The sequence below is a fragment of the Rheinheimera sp. UJ63 genome (genome assembly GCF_021568285.1).
Taxonomy (GTDB): Bacteria; Pseudomonadota; Gammaproteobacteria; order Enterobacterales; family Alteromonadaceae; genus Alishewanella; species Alishewanella maricola.
On the sequence record NZ_JAKGTQ010000005.1, the window covers coordinates 238,887 to 240,871 of the forward strand.

The following is a 1,985-nucleotide window of genomic DNA, read 5'->3' on the forward strand; positions in this document are numbered from 1 at the left end:
GGCGATGTGGTCACTTTAGTGATTAATGGCACCACTTACACCACCACGGTTCTTGCCGATGGCAGCTGGTCAGTCGATGTCGCCGGCAGTGATTTAGCTGCTGATACCGAGTTTGATGCCGTGGTCAGTTCATCAGATGCGGCGGGTAACACCGTCGAATCCAGTGCCACCTCTACCCATACGGTTGATCTAACCGCCGATGCCGGTATTGTTACCGTTAATAACATCACCGCGGATGATATTCTGAACGCTACTGAAGCGGCCGGCACCATTGCGGTTACCGGCACCGCGCTAGGCGGTGATATTGCCCCTGGCGACACGGTCACTTTAGTGATTAATGGCACCACTTACACTACTACCGTGCTAGCCGATGGCAGCTGGTCAGTCGATGTCGCCGGCAGTGATTTAGCCGCCGATACCGAGTTTGATGCCGTGGTCAGTTCATCGGATGCTGCGGGCAATACCGTCGAATCCAGTGCCACCTCCACCCATACCGTCGATTTGAGTGCTGAAGCGGGCACCGTGACGGTGAATAACATCACCGCCGATGACATCGTTAACGCCGCCGAAGCGGCCGGCACCATTGCGGTTACCGGCACCGCGCTCGGCGGGGATATTGCCCCGGGCGATGTCGTCACATTAGTGATTAATGGCACCACTTACACCACCACGGTTCTTGCCGATGGCAGCTGGTCAGTCGATGTCGCCGGCAGTGATTTAGCTGCTGATACCGAGTTTGATGTGGTGGTGGTATCCAGTGATGCCGCAGGCAATACCGTGGAGTCTACAGGAACATCCTCTCACACAGTTGAAACCACACCAGGTACACTCAACATTGCCGCCACCGTGGATAACACCGATGGTACGATTGACCTCAGTGGCACCACCACGGATGTTGCCGAAGGTACGGTGATTAACATCACCATCACCGATCAAAATGGTAAAACGGTCATTACCCAAGCCACGGTACTTGCCAATGGCAGTTACCAGTTAGAAGGTGTCGATGTCAGCGCGTTAGCCGATGGCCCATTAACCATTGCTGCGACGGCAGTCGATAACAACGGTAACCCGTTAACTGCCGATACCTCAGCGACACTCGATGCCATTGCCGGTTCATTAGATATCGCCGCCACGGTGGATAACACCGACGGCACACTCGATTTATCGGGTACCACTACCGATGTCGCTGAAGGCACCGTGATTAACATCACCATCACCGATCAAAACGGTCAAACGGTTATTACCCAAGCCACCGTGCTGGCCGATGGCAGTTATCAGTTAGCCGATGTCGATATCAGCGCGTTAGCCGATGGCCCATTAACCACTGAGGCCACGGCGGTGGACAACAACGGCAATCCATTGGCCGCTGATACCTCAGCCACACTTGATGCGGTTGCCGGCTCATTGGATATCGCTGCGACAATCGATAACACCGATGGTACGCTTGACCTCAGCGGCACCACCACGGATGTTGCCGAAGGTACCGTGATTAACATCACCATTACCGATCAAAATGGTCAAACGGTCATTACCCAAGCCACCGTGCTGGCCGATGGCAGTTACCAGTTAGCCGATGTCGATGTCAGCGCGTTAGCGGATGGCCCATTGACCATTGCTGCCACGGCGGTGGATAACAACGGCAATCCATTGGCCGCTGATACCTCAGCCACACTAGACGCCATTGCCGGTTCATTGGATATTGCGGCCACGGTTGACAATACGGATGGCACCATCGATTTATCCGGCACCACCACGGATGTCGCCGAAGGTACGCTGATTAACATCACCATCACTGATCAAAACGGTCAAACGGTTATTACCCAAGCCACCGTGCTGGCCGATGGCAGTTACCAGTTAGAAGGTGTCGATGTCAGCGCGTTAGCGGATGGCCCATTGACCATTGCTGCCACGGCGGTGGATAACAACGGCAATCCATTGGCCGCTGATACCTCAGCCACACTAGACGCCATTGCCGGTTCATTGGA

Annotated in this window: 1 protein-coding gene; it reads left to right on the forward strand. The window is 54.8% G+C overall.

What is annotated here, in order from left to right; all coding sequences use genetic code 11:
- Nucleotides 1-1,985: beta strand repeat-containing protein (locus L1N97_RS14295; protein ID WP_236130249.1), on the forward strand; the 1,985-nt coding region annotated here is incomplete at both ends.